The sequence below is a fragment of the Sphingobacterium sp. UDSM-2020 genome (genome assembly GCF_016132525.1).
Lineage (GTDB): Bacteria > Bacteroidota > Bacteroidia > Sphingobacteriales > Sphingobacteriaceae > Sphingobacterium > Sphingobacterium anhuiense.
This window is the reverse complement of sequence record NZ_CP066166.1, coordinates 5,751,697-5,771,843: the sequence shown is the minus strand read 5'-3', so window position 1 is coordinate 5,771,843 and position 20,147 is coordinate 5,751,697. Positions and strand designations below refer to the sequence as shown.

Here is a 20,147-nt window from a genome sequence, read left to right as displayed (position 1 = left end):
AAATATCAATGGAAAATCAAGAAGAAAAGAAACCATCAAATAAGAAATTTGTCTTCATTCTTATTGCTCTTATCTTAGTTGGAGGAGGGTATGGTGGTTATAAATACATCCACAGTCAGTCGCATGAAACAACAGATGATGCACAGGTTGATAAAAATATGAACCCGATCATTCCTAAAGTAGGTGGTTATATTGCACAAGTGTATGTAAAGGATAATGATATTGTTAAAAAGGGAGATACATTATTTACGATTGATACACAGGATTATCTGATAAAGGTAAAAGAAGCTGAAGCTGCTTTGTTGGGCGCAGAGGGATCTTTTGAAGTATCGAAAGCTGATGTGAATGCCACTTCTGCTAATGTAGCGATTTCTGATGCGACGGTTCGTTCTAATATTGGAAGTATTGATGTTGCGCAAATTCGTGCAGAACAAGCTCAAAATGATTTCAATCGTTATTCGAATCTTTATAATAACCATTCAATTACGAAACAGCAATATGAACAAGCTTTAACAACTAAGTTAGAGGCAGAGAAACAAGTTGAGATTCTAAAACAACAACGAAATGCATCAAATTCACAACGTCAGGCTGTGCTGAGTAAAACAAATGTTGCAAGTAAACAAACCGCAGTAGCACAAGCTAACATTGAACGTGCTAAAGCAGCTGTTGACGCTGCTAAATTGAATCTTTCGTATACAGTAGTTACTGCTTCTGCAGACGGTCAGATTTCTAATGTAAAAATAAGACCTGGACAGATGGTTAATCCTGGAGCAGCATTATTTTACATTGTTGATAATCATGAGACTTGGGTTGTTGCTAATTTCAAAGAAACACAGATGAATGATATTCGAATTGGACAAAAGGTAGCAGTTACTGTTGATGCGTATCCAAATATCGAATTTGAAGGTGAAGTGAATTCATTTTCACCGGCAACAGGTTCTAAATTTTCTTTACTTCCTCCGGATAATGCTACTGGTAACTTTGTGAAAACAGTACAGCGTCTTCCTGTGAAGATATTATTAACGAAAGCTAACACAGCTGATCATATTGCTTTATTGCGTCCAGGAATGAACGCTGACGTTGACGTTCACTTAAAATAAGATTATGACAGCTACACTTGATCAGGATAGTCTCATTGAATATGGGTATCGGCGTGTCATCATCACCATTATAGCAGTTCTTTGTGCTTTATTGGAGATTGTGGATACCACCATCGTCAATGTTGCTCTCAATGATATGAAAGGAACATTGGGTGCGACGTTAACGGATATCGCTTGGGTCATTACAGCATATGCAATCGCAAATGTGATCGTGATCCCCATGACAAGTTGGCTATCGCAACAGTTTGGGCGCAGAAATTATTTTGCAGCCTCTATTATTATTTTTACGGTTGCTTCGTTTTTATGTGGCAATTCAACCAATATTTGGGAACTGGTATTTTTTAGATTTATACAGGGAATGGGTGGTGGAGCATTATTAGTTACTGCTCAAACTATTATTACCGAAAGTTATCCTCCGGCAAAGAGAAGTATGGCGCAGGCCATTTACGGAATGGGGGTTATTGTTGGGCCAACGCTAGGTCCTCCTCTAGGTGGTTATATCGTAGATCATTTCTCTTGGCCTTATATTTTTTATATCAATGTTCCTTTAGGTATTATTGCTGTTCTTTTGACGCTTACATTTGTTAAAAGTCCTAAATATGGTGAAAAACAGGCTGCTAAAGATGTGGATTGGTGGGGTGTGGTTTTCTTGATTATGTTTATTGGTTCTTTACAGTTTGTACTGGAACATGGACAGCAGGATGATTGGTTCTCCAATAGTACAATTGTTATCCTATCGGTTACATCAGTTTTAGGATTACTGTTTTTCGTCTGGAGAGAGCTGACCTATGATCGGCCGATTGTTAATTTGCGGGTTTTAAAGGATAAAAATCTACAGGTTGGTGTCGTGATGAGCTTTATACTCGGTTTCGGCTTGTTCGGTTCGACATTTGTTATTCCGATTTACACCCAGTCTATTTTGGGATGGACAGCAACAGATGCAGGTTTACTGCTTATTCCGAGTTCTCTGATGACTGGTTTCATGATGCCTTTTATTGGTAAGATGATTCAGAATGGGGTTCCTCAGAAATATATGGTCGCGATAGGTTTATGTGTATTCTTTGGTTTTTCATTTGTGATGTACAGCCGTCTGACAAATGATACGGGAGCGGAACACATGTTTTGGCCTTTAATATTTAGAGGTGTGGGTTTAGGTCTATTGTTCGTGCCAGTAATGACTTTATCATTGTCGACCTTATCGGGTAAAAGTATTGGTGAAGGGGCGGCTTTTACGGGAATGATGCGTCAATTGGGTGGTTCATTTGGTATTGCTTTGATTACGACATTTATTTCTCGCTTTAGTCAAAGCCATCGGGTTAATTTATTAGCTAATTTAGATCCAACTGATTTTGAGGTACAGCAACGTATCAATCAGATGCAGGCTAGTTTTATAGCTAAAGGATTTACCCCTAATGAAGCCTTAGGAAAAGCTTATCAATTATTAGAAGGTTCAGTCATGAAGCAGGCTACTGTTTTATCTTATATGGATGTGTTTTTATACATCGGAATATTATTCATAGCCTGTGTACCATTCGTGCTGATGATCAAACAAGGTAAGAACAAAGTGGATACATCAAGCTTACACTAAATAAGCTAAAAACTTAAAAGAATAGAAACAGCCGTAAATATACATACGGCTGTTTTTTTTTGTGCCTGATTTCGGATTAATGTAAAAAGCAGGTAAAAGTTTATCTGAAAAATAGTGCTAATGAAAAGAACTGAATCTACCAGATCATTTTGATTGTAACAAATCGTTAATTTATTTGTTTCTCAAGTGATGCACTTGTAAACTTAAAACAAGATTTAGATTAGGACAAACTAATGATCGACTTATGAAATTATTACTTATTCTTTTTACAGCTTTTTTTCTTGCCCTGATAGGCACAAAATTAGTCTACGGTTTTTGGGATTTTTTATTTGCAGGTAATCTTGGTATGACTGTTTTTATCATTTTCACTGGTTTGTCGCATTTTAGATTTCAAAAAGGTATGGTGATGATGATGCCAGATTTTATTCCTGCAAAATTATTTTTAGTATACTTAACGGGAGTACTCGAAATTGCCGCTGGAATCGGATTAATGATACCTTCATTAAGAGCAACCACTGCAATATTGCTCATTATCTTTTTTGTTGTCGTTTTCATTGCAAATGTTAATTCTTCGAGAAAGATGATCAATATTTTTAAAGCCGATTATACGGGGCCGGGGATGAATTATTTATATGCACAAAGACTTCCGATGCAGCTTATTTTAATAGCATGGGTATGGTATTTTGGGCTTTATTTAAAATAAAGTTTAAAAAAATCCTCCGTCATCGAGAAATGAGGAGGATTAAACCAATTATAATAGAAGGGGGGAGGGAATATTATTTCGTTAAGATGTTATCAAAAGTTATAGCCATATAGTATAAAGCGCCAAGTGTCGGTCCACCTGCATATTGTATATAATGATTGTTTAATATATTACTTCCACCAAGTTTAATAGTTGTTTTAGGCATCTTGTAACTAACCTGTGCATCAATATTATTATAAGCGGAGACACGGGCATTCACAAGCGGGCTTTCCCAGTCAAATGCATCCTGCCATTTCCAAACAAGATTAAAACCTACATTTGGCAGAATCTGTCTATTTCCGAAAGATAGATTAGATGCCCACTTAGGAGTATTGAATCCGGTAACAAATAAATCAGATTCTTTATTTTTAGTAATATCACTGTAGTTAATATTGCCGGATACTGTATAGTTACCACTGAAGTTATAAGTAATGCCAAGAGAACTTCCATAATTGTTATAACTGTTTTTGGCATTCGTATAAACACGGTAACGGGTTTGTTTGGATCTATTACTAGCTAACATATCAATAACAGATGCATCTGTTGTGATCTTATCTGTAGATGGGACGGCGACTTCTACCTGACCTAAAAATCCATTATAGACATTGCTGTAAAGATCCCAGTCAATAGCTAATTTGTTTTGAAACAATACCGCTTTATAGCCAATTTCGAAAGACTTGATACTTTCTGGCTCTGTTGCCTTTAAATTTGTAACAGCTAAAAGTCCCCGGTTTTTAAGTGCCGCATCATTAGCTGTCAATCCAGTTGCGACATCCTTGTTTACCGCTGCATTAAAACTATTTACGGATTGAAGGGTATATGAATTATCTAAGTATCCAAGTCCTTCATTGATATAGGACAAGCCTCCTACGCGACGTACATTTCCGTTATTGACAAATGATAGTGCTTCAAATAGAGCAGGAAAGCGATATCCATTTTGAAAAGATGCTCTAAGGTTATGTTTTTCTTTTAGGGTATATACTGCTGCAATCCTAGGATTAATTTTAGCTGAGAATTCAGGATTATAATCAACCCGTAATGATCCAAAAAGTTTTAATTTCTCATCCAGAAGAGATTTTGTAATCTGTCCAAAACCCCCAACTTTTTTGTAATAGACATTTTCACCAAAAGAACCATTTGACAAAGGCTGACTCCTGTCTGCTATAGGTCTTTTAAAATCCACAAAGTTGTTTCCGTCAGGAACTACTTCATAAATGGTCGCATCACCCCCTATTAATAAGTTGAAAATATTGATGTGTCGGCTTAAATCCCATTGTGCATTAACGTGGTAAGTTCTGCTCATTTGTTTCAATTGAGCACCACCTGTTGCAGTACCGGTTTTAACGCCTGCATTCAAATGATCCCAATTATTGATTTTAGTAATGGTATTCTTTAGTTCATCAAAATCTTTTGTACCAGGTTCTACACGACCTTTGTCAGCTACTATTCTAGCATTTCTTAAAGCATCTGTTAAAGATATTCCTTCATTTAACTGTGTTTGCAATGAGTTTTTATAAAGATCTCGCCATGCATTATTAGATAAATGAGTCAGGTCTAAATTGTCTGCCAAAGGTTTAATATTGTAGGAGTCACCCGTGTTTTCAGTAGAAAGGTAGGTTTTTATAGAATAGTCATTTCCTTTTAATTCTAATTTATGATTTTGAACCTTTACATTATCCAATTGAATTTTATTTCCTCTTTGAAAGACGCCATCCATTTGACCAAATCGGTAGCTATAAGATAATTCCGCATTTTCAGTAAGGCGATAATGTAATGCGGCATCAAATTTTAAATTTTCAACTGTAGGCTTTGAAAGATCTTCCTCTTTGTAACCTGTACGTCTCACAATTAGAGATTGGTTTGCTTTACCATTAATGTTCAAACCCGAAAGGGTCACAGCATTATTATTTTCGTCACCATAAATATTCCAGCCATCGAAGGCGGGGTTGTTACTTCCCGAAAGTTCTGGGAAGCCAGGGTTTGCTGTGTTTAATGTGTTTGGATTTTGATCCTGATAAGAATTAGACAACCAGTCAGTTCCTCTTAAATAGCTAAGATTGACTTTAAATGCAAATTTATTATTGAAAGATTTGGCAAAACGGACGGCATTCTCTGTCAAATTACTCAATTCTCGACCAGTACCGCCGGTATGATTTAGCCCATTTTTGGAGTAAACGCTTAATCCTTCGTATAAAAACGGATTTTTTGTCAATAGATTAGCCATCCCATTAATGGCATTCATACCATAAAGAGCGGAAGAAGCGCCAGGAGTTATTTCTATACTTGCAATATCCAATTCTGTGGGACCTATGGCATTACCTAATGGAACACCTAATGTCGCCGCTTGCATATCTACACCATCAGCCAACTGAACAAATCTAAAGTTATTAGGAATATTGAAACCTCTGGTATTAGGAATTTTGAAAGTAATGCTTGAAGTGGTCATTTGAACACCCTTAACATTTTCAAGTGCATCATAAAAACTAGGAGCAGGAGATTCTCTAATAGCTCTGATATCTAATTTTTCAATTGAAACAGGAGATTTTAAGATACTTTCCTGTGTACGTGATGCCGTGACTACCACTTCTTTTCCGAGAATTGTTTGCGTCAATAATGCTAAATTTAAATTGGATTCTGGACCTGTTACTTCGTAAGTTTTTGTTTCAAAACCAACTCCTGATACTTTTAATGTAAAAGGATATTTTGCCTTTGTGTTGAGTTTAAAATCACCTTTGTTATTCGTTGATGTTCCGTTTACAGTTCCTTGAATTGTAATGGTAATTCCGGGCAAAGGTTCTTTTGTGTTCTGGTCAATAATATGACCGGTGAGTTCAATAATATTGGACCCTTGAGCAAAAGATGGAGTAGTTTTGGCCACCCCAATAATCGCGATGATAATAAAATTTAGTAATGTTCTTTTCATATTTAATATTAAATCTATCGATTTGGTAGACAAATATATTTTTTAGTTTTCACATTACAGCATTTATTTTTAAATAATAGTAATTATTAGTTTTTAACTATCTGTAATTGAGTGCTTATAATTTAATATGAATGTTGTTTTAAGTTACGTTTAGAAAGGTTTTTTTAAAAAAAATCAATATAGAATAGTCAATCATGATCTGTTAAAAATTTGTGATTTTTTTCGTATACAAGCTACCTGCAGTAATTATTTTCGTTTGATTATATCATTAATATCTTTCCGCTGTATAAGAAGATAAAAAGAATCACAATAATTTTTTTAGATGTAAGTAGGAGGGGGGAATAAAAAAAAATCTAGCTATTAATGATTCAGGTTTTGAGCACCCCTACTAGAAATTTAAATCTATTCTATGTTTACTTGCCTAAATGAATTATAAGCTACACTGACTATAAGAAAAATCAGTTTTATGAACTCATCACTGATCAATGTGCTTGTAATTTTTCTTTAATAGTAATTAATATTTTGGTTGTGAAATAGTTTTCACTATGCTTTTGTTACAAATAGTTTAGTTGATTGCGAAAAACAATCGTTTGCGTTAAGTAAAATATTATATTTTTTAAATAATTTTTTTTAAAATGATTTGTCTTTTATAAATTCGGTTAACACCATTATAACATAAAATATGAAGAATAAATCTTTTTACGTACTCTGTAGTATAGTGCTACTTACTGTATTCTCTTGTAAAGACATTACACAGGATTTGAGTAATTATGACAAGGATGAATCCGGTCTAGGCAAAAAGCAAGCGCTTAATCTGACTAATGAATGGCGCAACAATCCCTACAAATTAAATGTTGTTTACTTTGTGCCGAATGATTTGGATTCTATACCAAATTTCAGAAAGCGCCTGAGTAAGATATTACTCGATGCGCAGGAAATGTTTGCTTCGAATATGGACCGCGAAGGTTTTGGTCGTAAATCTTTTGGTTTGGATCTGATCAACGATTCTTTAATTAACATTATCTACATTCCAGGTAATTTTGGAAAAGCAACTTATCCTTATGAGGGGGGGAGTGGCGCAGTGAAATCGGAAGTGGATGCTTACTATGCTTTAAATCCTTCTGCAAAGAAAAGCGAGCATAATCTGATTGTCATTCCTACTTACAATAGTGATCCGGCGAATCCAGGAGGTCCGCCATTTTATGGAACGGGTACCACATGTTATGCGCTGGACTATGTGAATTTAGACGCTAAAAATTTAGGAATAGGTGGCGATATCGGGTGGAAAGCAACAGTATGGATTGGAGGAATGATTCATGAGCTAGGTCATGGTCTTAACGCTAGCCATAACCGCATGAATAAAACATTGGCTCCTACTTTAGGTACGGCATTGATGGGAAGTGGTAATTCGACTTATGGCATCTCTACAACTTCGCTGACACAAGCTACTACAGCAACATTTAATAATAGTCAAGTATTCAGTACGGTAACACGTACAGATTGGTACCAAGCAGCCTCTGTAGATATTACATCATTATCAGCTTCTGTAGCTAGTAATAAAATTATTGTTTCAGGTAAGTTTACAGCGACTAAGCCAGTGAAAGATGTCGTGATTTGGCATGATAGAAGTCCATATGGTGGTAATCAGGATTATGATGCTGTGCAATGGTCGACTAAAGTAATTGGCGTTGACAGCTTTAGATTTGAGTGCCCATTGGCAGATTTTTACGATTTAACTGGAGACTATCAGCTTCGTATTGGTTTTATGCATGAGAACGGTAGCCGGTCGACTTATAGTTACTTATATAGTTTTGTCAATAATCTTCCTGATTTGTCTAAAGTTGTTGTTCATAACTTGTTACCGACAACAGGCTGGTCAATCATAGCAGCTGATAGTCAAGAAAATGGTGCGCCTGCAAGCAACGTTTTAGATAAAAATAGAAGTACAATATGGCATACGCCTTGGTCGTCAGCTCAAACGCCACAGCCGCATTATTTTTCTGTGAATATGGGGGCTTTGAGATCTGTAAAAGGAGTCGCTTTTAGAAATCGGGATAACCTAAACGGGGCGATGAAGGATATTAATATTTACTCAAGTACAAATGGTACTAGCTGGTCGTTGGTAAAAACAGCTCAATTGATACAAGTGTCAGGAAGTTGGATCAATGTAGATTTTACATCGGTACTAAATACACAGTATCTAAAAATAGAGTCAACAAGTTCGTGGGGTAATTTCTTCTATTCACATTTAGCGGATTTTGGAGTTTATTCAAATTAATATAGATTATGAAAAAAGAGAGGCCTTGATTGTTATAATCAAGGCCTCTCTTTTTTATAGATAATAATTCTTATTTATACATTTCAGCACGCTGTGCTTGTACAACTTCACTATTAATATACTCATCGTAAGTCATCAACTTGTCGATAATACCTTTTGGCGTTAATTCAATAATACGGTTTGCTACCGTTTCAGTTAATTCGTGGTCACGAGAAGTGAATAACATGGAACCTTTAAAATCTACCATACCGTTGTTCAAAGCAGTAATGGATTCTAAGTCCAAGTGATTCGTTGGCTCATCAAAGATTAAGAAGTTTGCACCTTGAAGCATCATTCTGGAGAACATACAGCGCATCTTCTCACCTCCGGAAAGTACTGAACATTTTTTCAAGACTTCTTCTCCAGAGAACAACATCTTACCTAAGAAACCGCGAATAAATTGCTCATCAGCATCAGGGTTTGTTGTGTAATCTCTTAGCCAATCAACCAGATTTTCTGTTCTACCTTCGAAGAAAGGTGAATTATCCATTGGCATATCTGCAGGAGTGATCGTAATACCCCATTTAATATCTCCTTTAAAATCTTTGTCACGTCCTGTAAGGATATCATAGAATGCAGAAGTAATCAGTGAATTGGCTCCTAAGACAGCAATTTTATCACCTTTATTAATCATGAAGGTGATGTCTTTGAAGAAAACTTCTCCGTTAACTGTTTTGCTCAATCCTTCTACCTGTAAAGTTTGATCTCCTGGTTCTCTGTTCATGGTATTAAACATGATCGCAGGATATTTACGGTTAGAAGGCTTAATTTCATCAATGTTGATCTTATCTAAAGCTTTCTTACGTGAGGTTGCTTGTTTTGATTTTGATGCATTGGCCGAGAAGCGACGAATAAATTCCTGCAATTCTTTAACCTTATCTTCAGTTTTCTTATTCTGATCAGTACGTTGTTTCAACGCTAATTGAGAAGACTCGTACCAGAAAGAGTAGTTACCGGTATAGATCGTCATTTTACCAAAATCAATATCTACTGTATGCGTACATACAGCATCTAAGAAGTGACGATCATGGGATACAACTAATACGATAGCTTCATAAGAAGCTAAGAAATCTTCTAACCATGCAATTGTATTAATATCAAGATCGTTGGTAGGCTCATCGAGAATCAAAATATCTGGTTTACCAAATAAAGCCTGCGCCAATAAGACACGTACTTTTTGATTACCGTCAATTTCTGAAACTAATTTATAATGGAATTCTTCTTTAATACCTAAACTACTTAAGAGTGTTGCGGCATTTGATTCAGCATTCCAGCCGTCCATTTCAGCAAATAAGCTTTCTAATTCACCAGCGCGTTCACCGTCAGCATCAGAGAAATCTTCTTTCATATAGATCGCATCTTTCTCTTTCATGATTTTGTATAGCTCATGATTACCCATCATTACGGTTTCCAAAACTGTAAATTCGTCAAAAGCATAGTGATCTTGGCTTAATACCGACATTCTATCGCCAGGTGTAAAAGCAACAGAACCTGTAGAAGGATCAATTTCTCCAGAAACAATTTTCAAGAAAGTCGATTTTCCAGCTCCATTGGCACCAATAATACCGTAACAGTTACCAGGCGTGAATTTTAGATTGACATCTTCGAACAATACGCGTTTACCGTAGCGAAGAGAAAGATTGGATACATTAATCATGTTGCAAAGATATGCTTTATTTCTCTCTTTTTTTAGAACATTTTTAAAGGTATTGTAAAGTAAAAGACATGTTATTCTTGATATTTTGATAACGATATAAAAATATCAATGACACTAAATGCAGCGGATAACTGCTATTTTTATATCAAAATGAAATATCCTGTTAAATAATGTGAAATGTCGGACATCGTTGCTAGAACACAACCTTAATTTCAGTAAATTGCTATTTAATTAATTGAAAAATTAGAAATAGAAAAATATGAAATGTCCAAATTGCAACGAAACTTTATTGATGACAGAGCGTCATCAGGTTGAAATTGATTATTGCCCTATTTGTAGAGGTGTCTGGTTGGATAAAGGAGAACTTGATAAGCTGATGTCTTATGCCGCTGAGCAAAACAAAGTATCTTCAAATACTTATGAAGATCGATCGCTCCGTACAGAGCATAGCAATAGGGAAAGATCCGATTATCGTGAACATTACCGTGAGGGTCACCGTGATGACAATAATAAACATCAACAATATCCTAAAAAGAAGAAATCATTTCTTTCAGATTTCTTTGATTTTGATTAAAATCTGTTCTTAAATTATAACTGTTTTATTATAGCCAGCCAAGGAATAAGTTAGGTTTTTACGGTTGGGTCTGGCTAAAAAATATATGATACCATAGGGAAAAGGGCTGCTGAATACATTACCGTTATTCAGTAGACCTTTTTTACGTCATATGGGCTTTATATTAGAAAAAAAGATAATATGACTTGCAAATATATTTCTATTATAGAATTTAATTTTCATTAACAGAATTATTATGCTTTTATAGCGTGTCTTAATTGAGTTGTTTGGTATATCATTTATTTGATTTTGTCTTTTATGCATAATATATTGGCAATTGTGAAGAAATTATTTATCCAAATAGTCTCTATGTTTGCAACGCAAAATTTTTATAAAAACGAAAGTGATATTTATTACCAGCATGGTAAAGCGGGTGCTAACAATTGGGTTGTTGTTATCTGCTATTTCAGAAGTACAGGCTTCTGATACGTTACGAACATCTTTAGAAGATATAATCAGTAAGGCATTGCTGAATTCCAAGCAAATAGAAACGTCCTATTTGCAGATTGAAGAAAGTAAATTGGCGATCCAGCAACAGCGAATGGAATTACTCCCCGAAATTTCGTTACACGGTGCTGCCAGTTATGCGACCAATATGCCAGTTTATGATCATGGACTATTGAGCAAACCAAGTCAACACGATGTCATTCATTATTTATATGATACGGGAATTGACTTTTATCTAAATCTTTACAATGGGCATAAAGATTTAATGAAAATCGAATCCCGAAAACTGGAGCAGGAGCTTGCTTCTATTGCTTGGGCAAATGATAAAGCACGTATTAAATTGGATGTCTGTAATCTCTTTTTAGATCTAGAAAGATCTTATATGGATAAAACCCTAATTGAATCAGATATTGTCGATCAGAAAGCACAGTTAAAAGAGATAAAAAATTTATATACTTCGGGTGTTTTACTCCACAGTGATGTATTGCGTATGGAACTGGAACTTTCTAAACGCGAACTGTTGCTGGTTCAAATTGACCATGATATTCAAGCATTCAATCAGAGATTAAATTTCATTATTGGTGGCGATGCCACAATCGTTCCAATGCCACATGATTTTATAGTAAAGGTTGATAGTTATGATGAATCCTGGGCTTTTGCTAAACACCATGCTTTTGTGTTGCAGCAGTCTGAGCAGGAAGTAAAAATTAAACAGTTGGCAATTAAACAATCTAAAGCAAATTATCTACCTGAACTTGGTTTTGCCGGTAATTTTACCTTTGCCAATCCACAGATATTTCTATACCCATATAATGATAGTTGGTATAATTTAGGAATTGTCGGTCTCAAATTGAAGATCCCAATTTCAGCTGTTTATCGGAATAAAAATCTCGTAAGAATTGCGAAAGTTGCATTGGATAGAGAAGAAGTAAAGCACCATCTAGAAGAAGAGAATATGCAACATCAACTTTTACAAGCACATCTGGATTATAAATTAGCTTGCGTACAACGAGATGTTTGCCTGAAGAATGCAGGTCTTGCCAAAGAAAATGCGCGTATTATCAAAAACCGTTATTTTAAATCATCAGCTCTTGTCACAGATCTGTTAGACGCAGACATGGAGCACCTAAAAACATTATTTGAACTCGAAACTGCTAAAATAGCAATACAAAAACACTATTATTTTATTGAATTCTTAAAAGGTACTATTTAATGAAACCCAAATCTCGTTGGTCATTGACCGATGCTAAGTTGACAAAATTAACAAACTGGATCGCAGCTCTTGTCCTATGTGCATTATTGTTCTGGGGAGGACGCACATTATGGATTCGGTTAAACTATGCTTACACAAATGATGCCCAGGTATCGCGATATATCAATCCTATTATCTCCCGAGTGGGAGGGTATATTGTCTCTGTGCATTACCACGATCATCAATTTGTAAAACGTGGTGATACGTTGCTGATTATTGATCAACGTGAATATAAATACGAGGCCGATCAAGCTAATGCTTCTGTATATAAAGAGCATGCTGAAATGAACGTATTGAGCAGTCAAAAGCAGATCTTAATGGAGGAGCACGAATCTTTAAGGAAATCTATTGCCGCCAATGAGGCTAGGGTAACGAAGCAACAGCTCGAGTATGACCGATATAAATTTCTTTATGAAGAAAAATCTGCCACAGCCCAGCAAATGGAAGATGTCAAAGCGACTTTAGATGTTTATAAAAGTGAATTGGCTGCACTTCAGCATAAATTGGAAGCTTCGCAAGAGCGGGTGAGAGATGTCGAAGTACAAAAAACAGTAGTCAGTGCAGAAAAGAATAGACTATCTGCGGCTGCTGGGAGAAAACATCTGGATGTAGGATACACAGTGGTTCGTGCTCCTTATGACGGTATGATTGGTAAACGGAGTATTGAAGAGGGGCAGATGGTCAATGCTGGTGAAGTATTGGGATTTATTGTTAATGCTGAGACACCGACTTGGGTGACTGCAAATTTTAAAGAAACCCAATTGCGCTATCTGCGTATTCAAGATTCGGTAGAGGTGATCGCTGATGCTTATCCCGATCAAGTCTTTAAAGGGAAAATTATTTCAATTTCCCCTGCCACAGGCTCTTCTTTTTCTTTATTACCTCCGGATAATGCAACTGGAAACTTTGTTAAAATAGTCCAACGTGTTCCAGTGCGAATTGAATTGGAAAAGAAGCAGGGTGAACAAATTTTGCGTTCCGGCATGAACGTAAATGTATCTGTTGCTAAAAATAAAAAGTAGTGAAAGAGATATTTAAGGAATGGGTTCCGGAATGGTTGATTAAGCTAATATTATTCAGCTGCTTAATGCCGAGTATGGTATTATTCTTTTTGCCCGGAGCCAATATTCAAGTTACTGCAGGTTATTATGGCAGTCAGCCCAGTGATGTTCAGTTTTTGATAATTCTATTCTATGCCGGATTTGTTGGCTTTTATATCTTAGAAAGACGTTTCTTCCTCTTTTTTCCAGTAAAGCAGTATTATGTTATATTCAATTTATTACAGATACTGAATTGTTTTCTGATGTATCGAATTACGGATATTACCTGGGTCTATGGATTGCGCTTTCTGCAGGGAATGTTATTTGCCAGTGCGGTAAACCTATCCATATCGATGATTTTTTCAAGGTTAAATAGTGAACGAGCTAAGGAGGTAAGTTATTCTATCTTTTTCGGAATGTTGCTCTGCAGCTCCCCCTTCAATAGTTTTGTAACTGCAGAGTTTATTGATTCCTTTAATTTCGATGTATTATACCTCTATGCTGCATTAGCCTTTATGCCGGGCTTATTAATGATACTGCTTTCGATGAAATCAATACGTCATATTAGGCCTTATCCTTTGTTTTCACTAGACTGGCCAAGTAGTATCTATTTTAGTGGTGTCATCATTGCCTTTGGTTATATGATGGTGTATGGACAAGAAGTGTATTGGTTTTCAGATCAGCATATGCAGGTTGCATTGTTGTTGGGAATCGCTTTGTTGATTTGCTTTATCATCCGTCAGTTGATTTTAAAACGCGTGTATGTTGATATTTCCATTTTTAAAAATCGACGCTTACTTTTAGGGTTATTGATCCTTTTTATGATGTATATCGAACGATTTTCGCTTTCCGTGTCCAATCAATATTTTTCTCAGGTTTTAAAACTAGATCCGATCCATTTATCCTATGTGCAATGGTTTAATATTTTAGGAATTATTATGGGGGTGTTATTTTCCATGTACTGGATTATTGCCCATAAAGCAGTCAAGTGGATCTGGATATTAGGTTATTGTTTTTTATTGAGTTTCCATCAGGTGATGTTTTTTTCTTTTGAAAGCGAAGGGAATGATTATTATTTCTGGATTCCTTTATGGCTCCACGGATTTGGGGTTGGATTGATCATGGTCCCTACTATTTTATTTACAATAGCGAGTGTGAAGTCACATTTGGCCGTTTCTGCGGCGGCGGTTTGTCTGGCTATACGGTATTTGGGCTACACCAGTAGTATCGGTTTACAAAATTTCTTCAAATTATTTGACACCAATCAACATCAGATGGTTTTTCAAGACTATCTGCAGCAGAATAATATCATATTACAGCGTTATTTTGAAAAAGAAAGTGCAACGTTGCTGAAAAATGGTCTTCAGTTTCATGAACATGCAACAGCAGTCAAATTGGTGACAGAACGTGTCAAAAATCAGGCTTTTGTACGTTTTGCAATGGATTATTATGAATTGATGTCACTCATCAGCATTATTATTTTGATTGTTATTTTTTTATCTCCGTCGCTTAAAAGTATGTATAAAAAACTTAAGCGGAATATGGTATCTCCCGCTTAGCTTTTCTTAAATATACAAAGCATCCATGTGCCATTATATAAACATGGATGCTTTGTATATTTACTACATGAAGTGATAAAGGAATATAACATCACCTACATATGCAGGTTTAGCATTATCTTTAATCAATAATGTAGCTTCGATAATAACTTTTATAACACCCCTTAAATTGTTCACAGATTTTACTTTTGCTTGCAACTGAACTTCGCTATCAACTAAAACAGCTTGACCAAATTTTAGATTTTCAATACCGTAATTAATCTCCATTTTTACATTTCTAACCTCAGCAATCTGCTTCCAAAGGTAAGGAATGAGTGAAAGCGTTAAGTATCCATGAGCAATAGTAGATTTGAAAGGTCCTTCGGATTCCGCTTTTTCTTTATCGACATGAATCCATTGATGGTCTAGAGTAGCATCAGCAAAACTGTTGATCTGTTGCTGATCAATTTTGTGCCATTCTGATAATCCCAAAAGCTTTCCTTCATAGGATTTATAATCTTCGTAATTGTTTATTGTAAGCATATTTGTTTGATATGTTAGTTGTAAGCTGATTATTTTTGATCATGTATCAGTTTGTTTAAATGAATATAGCGATTATATATTAAAATAAGATTAACATTTTAAGGAATATAGCAAAGGGTTATCTTTTGTTTTATTAATCTTTTGATTGTGAGGGTAGTATTTAGTTAGGCCTATCATAAAAGTTGATAAAAAATTCTATTTTTGAGATTGGACTACAGGTGATGTTATGCGAGTTTGTAAAAAAAATATAGGATGGTTAATTTCGGTGATCGGATTATTCTGTTTCTCCTTTATTGTTTCCATCAATATAAAAGATTATTCAGCAAGATTGCAGCAAGATTATGATGTTTTATTTGAAAATAGTGATGGTGAAGATATCAATTTAAGCAATCTGAAAGGCAAGGTTGTTGTGATCAACTATTGGGCAAAATGGTGTATACCCTGTTTAGCTGAGATGCCGGGACTGAATCAACTTTATCTCGACATGAGGGAAAATAGCAATATCATTTTCATGGCAGTAGATATGGACGACAATGCAGTTAAAGGAGGAAATTTTATGAAAAAAAGAAAGTATAGTATTCCAGTATACCGAATTAAAACAGAGCTACCATTGGATCTGCAAACGAAATCTATACCGACAACAATTATTCTGGATAGAAAAGGGGTACTGGTAAATAAACATGTGGGGGGAATGAACTTTAAGTCAACTAAATTTAAAGAAGCACTACAGCAGTTGAGTGAGGAGTAAAATTATAAAAGCCATTTTACTAAGATAAATGGCTTTTATAAAATATCATTTAGGAAGTTTTGGATTGGCCAAAAAATCATGAAATAGTTTCGTGTTTTGAGCGACTAAATATTCGTAAATTTTTGCACCATGGCTCAGTCTTTTCACACCTAGTTCTGCTAATACAGCGGGTTTTGCGAGTTTATCCGTTAGAAATAAATTAAGCGGTAAACGTGTTGAATTAACAATTTTTTCAATATCTGTTTTACTTTCTGCTAGTGGTACAAATAAACCATCGGCACCTGCCTCTTCATAAATTTTAGCTCTTTTAATGGTTTCTTCGAGCGCATTTTCATGCTTAGTGGTAAAGGTATCAATTCTAGCATTGATAAATATATTTTTAGTGCTCGATTTAATGGCTTCAATTTTTTCTGTTAAAATACCTGTTTTACCGAGCTTGCGTCCAGACTTAACTACCTTTCCGTCCTCCAAATTGATTCCTACAACTCCCATTTCAGAAAGCTGTGTTACATATTTGGCAACTTCAAATGGGTTGTCTGAATAACCAGATTCAAAATCGACAGAAACAGGTATTTTTACGGATTTCACTATTCTTTCGACGACAAATAATAACTCATTCACAGGTATTTGCTCTCCATCGGCATAGCCAAGTGAATTAGCAATTGCATGACTGGAGGTACCTAAGGCCTGAAATCCGGCAGAGGCCGCTATTTTAGCACTATGTGCATCCCAGACATTTCCTAAAATCAGCAAGTTACTCTGCTGATGCAGTTTTGTGAATTTTGTATATGACATAATTTCGATCTTTTTATTGTAAAACACATCATCCTATATATTTGTTTTTGTAAAGAGCATATATTGAAGACTTATTTTTCTGTCAGGCCGAAAATAGCAACGTGTTTATTTTTAATATACAGATTAAACGTCTGCTCCGCTATATCGTAATGAAGTTCCCTATTTTCAAGGACTTGATATAAGTCAGATTCAATATTATCACCCATACATGCCCGCATTGTGGTTCCTATATTTGGAAATTCAATCGTATTACTAGTTATGATAAATGGTCCAAAGAAATTATTACAGCTCGAGTTTCCTGATATCCGGCCCTTATCAGCATCAAAAAGTAGGTGAGCATTATATTTAGCTACATCTTTTCCATTTAAACTAATCAATTTCCACTTATGTCTTGATAAGAATACTGCTGCTGTTGGTAAAGATCTTTTGTTTTTACTTGCTGTTTTCGTCACAATTTTTACAAGATCATACTGATAAGCTGAAGCATCTTGTGGCGGATTTTCGATTTTGGTACGCTTCACTATTAATTTATAAATATAACCTTCTTCGTAATCAAATCCGTTTATATGACTGTGAAAATATTCCCAATCATCTTTGGGAGTAGACCTCACCTGTAGGCACTTCATTTGCCCTACACCCTGGCAGTCTACCCATTTATCATTGATTTCTAAGATTATTTTCTCCGAGTTTACCTGAGATTTTTGTACTGTATTCAGGAGAGTATAACGATAACTAGGCTTATTAGGAACTGAATTTGCTACTTTTGTTCTTCTAATTCGCAGTTCATAACTATAATTGGGATCGTAGGAGAAAGATTCTATTTTAGCATAAAAAGGTTCCCAATCTGCACTATTATAATATTTTACCTGCAATGCCTGCTCTTTCTGGATACCACTTTTCATTTTAATTGTAAAATCATTTGTTTGCGCCAAAGATGTTAAACTAAATGCTGTAAGAGGTAAACAGAGTAGAGTTGAAAATTTGATCATATGCTTCATTTGTAAATAGAAAACGTTGTTTGATTAAAAAATATTGTATTTTTAACGCATGAACCTATTAAACAAAGTTATTGTTTTTTCCTTTTTGTTTTTACAATTTCATATTGCATTTACCCAAACCAGTAAACCTCTTTTTAAATCGCAGGTAGCGTTAGGTGAGATTTCTGATAAGAAATTAAATGAATTGTCCGGAATTATCAGTGCGAAACAATCATCCTGTTTTTGGGTGCACAATGATAGTGGAGATGAGGCGCGGGTTTATTTGATCGATAAGAAATGTAGGTTGTTATTTACATATGAACTGGAATCCGTTGCTGTAAAGGACTGTGAAGATATCGCGCGTGTGATCATCAATGGAAATTCATTTTTAATTTTGGCAGATATTGGTGATAATAAGGCTGAACGTGAAAATATTAAACTTCACATATTTCCTGAACCAACATATCAGCAAGGAGATACGTTAATTCATATTCCGAAGAAAACAATCCGTACCGTTACGTTGCGATATAAGAATGGACCTCGAGATGCAGAAGCTTTATTTGTTGATCCCGTAGATCATCAGCTTTATGTGATTTCGAAAAGAGATTTTCAATCAACAGTTTATAGGGCTTCAATATTTAATAATGTGAAAAAGAATTTCAGCCTATTGACACCGGTTCAAACATTGCCATTTACTTTTACAACTTCCGCAAATATCAGTCCTACAGGTAGTGCGATAATAATTAAAAACTTAACGCAAATATTTTATTGGACTAGAAATCGGACTGAGTCAATTGAACTGGTTTTGTCTAGGAAACCCACATTAATTCCTTATCAGATTGAACCGCAAGGGGAAGCTATTACTTTTGGATTAAACGGAGAAGGATTTTATACCATCAGTGAACGTCCGTTTGGACTTAAATCATCACTTTATTTTTTTGAAAAATTATAATACAATGAACATGAAACTCAAATATTTGTTAGTGGCACTATTTTTTTTATTTCTTTTTAAAGGTCATGCCGCAATTGTAGATACATTAACGATCAATAGTAAAAGTATGCTAAAGGGAATAAAGGCTGTCGTAGTCCTTCCTGAAAAATATGAGAAGAAAAATCAATATCCCGTGCTTTATCTACTTCATGGTTTTGGTGGCCGTTATGATAATTGGGTAAATAATGTTCCTGCTGTAAAAAAGCTTGTTGATAACTATCAATACATAGTTGTCTGTCCTGATGGAGGATTTGATAGCTGGTATTGGGACGTAAAAGGTGATCAAAATTATCAGTATGATACTTTTGTTAGTCAAGAATTAATAACTCACATTGATGCTAATTATTCAACAAAGAAAGATCGATCAGGACGAGCAATAACAGGATTGAGCATGGGAGGACATGGAGCCATGACATTAGCGCTTAATCATCAGGATATATACGGTGCCGCCGGAAGTACCTCTGGTGGATTGGATATTCGTCCTTTTCCTATGAATTGGAATATCAAAAGTAGAATCGGGACCTATGTGACTCATCCTGTTGAATGGGAAAACAAATCAGTTATCAATCTGGTTCATTTGCTTGAACCCAATAAACTGGATCTGATCATAGATTGTGGTAAGGAAGATTTTTTCTATAAAGTAAATCTGGCAATTCATGATAAATTAGATTACAACAATATTCCACATACATTTATTACCCGGTCAGGTGCCCATAACTGGGATTATTGGTCTAAATCAATCATTTATCAGATGGCATTTTTCAATGAGTTCTTTATAAAAAAAGATACTTTTGTAAAAAATTAATAAATAATTGGCTATTATGAATAAATGATTTATTTTTGTTATCCAAAATCTTTATTAATTAATTATAAACT

General features: G+C 35.1%; 16 protein-coding genes. 11 read left to right on the top strand and 5 right to left on the bottom strand.

All coding sequences use genetic code 11. The annotated features are described in order from the left end of the window. Positions 1-8: 8 nt before the first annotated feature. The 3 genes from JAZ75_RS24485 to JAZ75_RS24475 all read left to right on the top strand — a co-directional run bounded on the left by JAZ75_RS24485 (position 9) and on the right by JAZ75_RS24475 (position 3,391). Positions 9-1,100 carry an HlyD family secretion protein gene (locus JAZ75_RS24485; protein WP_021188463.1) on the top strand — a complete coding sequence of 364 codons (1,092 nt, stop codon included), beginning with the start codon at positions 9-11 and terminating at the stop codon, positions 1,098-1,100. 4 nt (positions 1,101-1,104) lie between these two features. After that, on the top strand, positions 1,105-2,688 hold the full coding sequence (locus JAZ75_RS24480; RefSeq protein ID WP_021188462.1) for an MDR family MFS transporter: 1,584 nt from the start codon (positions 1,105-1,107) through the stop codon (positions 2,686-2,688). A gap of 244 nt (positions 2,689-2,932) precedes the next feature. Beyond that, the gene (locus tag JAZ75_RS24475) at positions 2,933-3,391 is read left to right on the top strand and encodes a membrane protein (RefSeq protein WP_021188461.1); all 459 of its coding nucleotides are present in this window, start codon (positions 2,933-2,935) and stop codon (positions 3,389-3,391) included. Positions 3,392-3,464: 73 nt separating this feature from the next. Here JAZ75_RS24475 and JAZ75_RS24470 read toward each other — a convergent pair whose 3' ends face one another. After that, a complete protein-coding gene (locus JAZ75_RS24470; RefSeq protein WP_208699148.1) occupies positions 3,465-6,353 on the bottom strand; it encodes a TonB-dependent receptor in 2,889 nt (962 codons plus the stop codon). 682 nt (positions 6,354-7,035) lie between these two features. Here JAZ75_RS24470 and JAZ75_RS24465 point away from each other — a divergent pair. After that, a complete protein-coding gene (locus tag JAZ75_RS24465) occupies positions 7,036-8,631 on the top strand; it encodes a discoidin domain-containing protein (RefSeq protein ID WP_183915260.1) in 1,596 nt (531 codons plus the stop codon). Positions 8,632-8,701: 70 nt separating this feature from the next. On the opposite strand, the gene JAZ75_RS24460 is transcribed toward JAZ75_RS24465, so the two are convergent. Continuing rightward, a complete protein-coding gene (locus JAZ75_RS24460) occupies positions 8,702-10,327 on the bottom strand; it encodes an ABC-F family ATP-binding cassette domain-containing protein (protein WP_132773672.1) in 1,626 nt (541 codons plus the stop codon). A 259-nt stretch (positions 10,328-10,586) separates the two neighbouring features. Between JAZ75_RS24460 and JAZ75_RS24455 the strand changes: the two genes are divergently transcribed. From JAZ75_RS24455 to JAZ75_RS24440, 4 genes are all read left to right on the top strand, one after another. Further along, complete coding sequence (locus JAZ75_RS24455; protein WP_208699146.1) at positions 10,587-10,901, top strand: zf-TFIIB domain-containing protein; 315 nt, start codon at positions 10,587-10,589, stop codon at positions 10,899-10,901. Between the two features lie 400 nt (positions 10,902-11,301). After that, entirely contained in the window at positions 11,302-12,600 is a 1,299-nt protein-coding gene (locus JAZ75_RS24450; protein ID WP_208699144.1) for a TolC family protein, read from the top strand. Continuing rightward, a complete protein-coding gene (locus tag JAZ75_RS24445) occupies positions 12,600-13,661 on the top strand; it encodes an HlyD family secretion protein (RefSeq protein WP_208699142.1) in 1,062 nt (353 codons plus the stop codon). Before JAZ75_RS24450 ends, JAZ75_RS24445 begins: the two co-directional genes overlap by 1 nt. Then, positions 13,661-15,238: a hypothetical protein gene (locus JAZ75_RS24440; RefSeq protein WP_208699139.1), complete on the top strand. Its 1,578-nt coding sequence runs from the start codon at positions 13,661-13,663 to the stop codon at positions 15,236-15,238. Before JAZ75_RS24445 ends, JAZ75_RS24440 begins: the two co-directional genes overlap by 1 nt. A 63-nt stretch (positions 15,239-15,301) precedes the next feature. On the opposite strand, the gene JAZ75_RS24435 is transcribed toward JAZ75_RS24440, so the two are convergent. Beyond that, a complete protein-coding gene (locus JAZ75_RS24435) occupies positions 15,302-15,760 on the bottom strand; it encodes a MaoC family dehydratase (RefSeq protein WP_183915107.1) in 459 nt (152 codons plus the stop codon). A gap of 226 nt (positions 15,761-15,986) precedes the next feature. Between JAZ75_RS24435 and JAZ75_RS24430 the strand changes: the two genes are divergently transcribed. Continuing rightward, the gene (locus tag JAZ75_RS24430; RefSeq protein ID WP_208699137.1) at positions 15,987-16,508 is read left to right on the top strand and encodes a TlpA family protein disulfide reductase; all 522 of its coding nucleotides are present in this window, start codon (positions 15,987-15,989) and stop codon (positions 16,506-16,508) included. Positions 16,509-16,553: 45 nt separating this feature from the next. Here JAZ75_RS24430 and JAZ75_RS24425 read toward each other — a convergent pair whose 3' ends face one another. After that, a complete protein-coding gene (locus JAZ75_RS24425) occupies positions 16,554-17,303 on the bottom strand; it encodes an isocitrate lyase/phosphoenolpyruvate mutase family protein (RefSeq protein WP_132772940.1) in 750 nt (249 codons plus the stop codon). Between the two features lie 71 nt (positions 17,304-17,374). Further along, entirely contained in the window at positions 17,375-18,292 is a 918-nt protein-coding gene (locus JAZ75_RS24420; RefSeq protein ID WP_208699134.1) for a DUF4377 domain-containing protein, read from the bottom strand. A gap of 58 nt (positions 18,293-18,350) precedes the next feature. On the opposite strand from JAZ75_RS24420, the gene JAZ75_RS24415 reads away from it, so the two are divergent. Together JAZ75_RS24415 and JAZ75_RS24410 are read left to right on the top strand one after the other, a co-directional pair. Then, positions 18,351-19,232: a hypothetical protein gene (locus JAZ75_RS24415; RefSeq protein WP_208699131.1), complete on the top strand. Its 882-nt coding sequence runs from the start codon at positions 18,351-18,353 to the stop codon at positions 19,230-19,232. A 10-nt stretch (positions 19,233-19,242) separates the two neighbouring features. Next, positions 19,243-20,076: an alpha/beta hydrolase gene (locus tag JAZ75_RS24410; protein ID WP_232789310.1), complete on the top strand. Its 834-nt coding sequence runs from the start codon at positions 19,243-19,245 to the stop codon at positions 20,074-20,076. Positions 20,077-20,147: the final 71 nt, after the last annotated feature.